This is a genomic window from Dietzia sp. 111N12-1, assembly GCF_001658045.1.
Classification (GTDB): Bacteria; Actinomycetota; Actinomycetes; order Mycobacteriales; family Mycobacteriaceae; genus Dietzia; species Dietzia kunjamensis.
The window spans coordinates 1-1,022 of the sequence record NZ_LSSV01000097.1 but is presented as its reverse complement, the minus strand read 5'-3'; the positions used below and the strand labels follow the sequence as shown (position 1 = coordinate 1,022).

1 protein-coding gene is annotated in these 1,022 nt (G+C 67.3%); it reads left to right on the top strand.

Translation table 11 applies throughout. The features are described 5' to 3' along the window. Positions 1-1,022, top strand: a 1,022-nt coding sequence (locus AYO52_RS18470; RefSeq protein WP_253702274.1) for an ABC transporter transmembrane domain-containing protein, incomplete at both ends; no start/stop codon positions are given.

The window sequence follows — 1,022 nt, the reverse complement described above, 5'->3', positions numbered from 1 at the left end:
CGGCTGTGGCGCTACATGGTGCAAGCGCACGATCCCCGGGGCGGGACCGCGGTGCTCGCCACGGATGGCTTAGACGATCTGGACGAGTACTACCTGCAATCCGTGCCGGCCATAGTCGCGGCGATCGTGGTGCCCCCGCTACTGCTGGTACGCATCCTCGCCGCCGACTGGGTCAGTGCACTGGCGATTGTAGTGACGATCCCGCTGGTGCCACTGTTCATGGTCCTGATCGGCCGCCACACCGGTCAACGCACAGATGCGGCGTTGCGTGCTCTGGCCAGGCTGTCTGACCATCTGGCCGAACTGGCCCGCGGACTGCCAGTGCTGGTCGGGCTCGGCCGCGTCGAGGAGCAGACGGACTCGCTGGACACCATCCAGCGGATTTACGGGCGCCGCACGCAGGAGACGCTGAGGTGGGCGTTCCTGTCCGCCCTGGCACTTGAGCTCATCGCGACGATCTCTGTGGCGGTAGTAGCGGTCTTCTTGGGTCTCCGCTTGCTTGGCGGGTCGATGGACCTACAGCCCGCACTGCTCGCGCTGCTGCTCGCGCCAGAGTGCTTTACCGTGTTTCGCCGGGTCGGGGTGGCATTCCATGCGTCACAGGATGGCCTCGCGGCTCTGCACCGAGTGCGCGAACATCTCGAGGTAGCACCCGGGACTGACCTGCGAGAAGCCCACGGGGCCACGGTCCGCGTCGCAGGGCTCGAGGTTCGCTATTCCGGTCGCGGGGCCGCGGCATTGACTGGTCTCGACGCAGAGCTGAGCGGCATTGTCGCCGTGACCGGGGCCAGTGGAGCCGGTAAGTCCACGTTCCTCTCGGCGCTGGTCGGGGCGCTGCCGGTCGATGCGATAGTGCATGGTCGAGTCACTGGAATCGAGGCTGACCTCGTGGGGTGGTCACCCCAGTCGCCGCGAGTATTCGGTGCCACCCCACGGGCGGAACTCGCGTTGTATGGCGCGGATCCCGCGGCCGCTCTGGCCGAGGTCGGACTATCCCGGGTCGCCGAGTCGGCTGCCGCCGA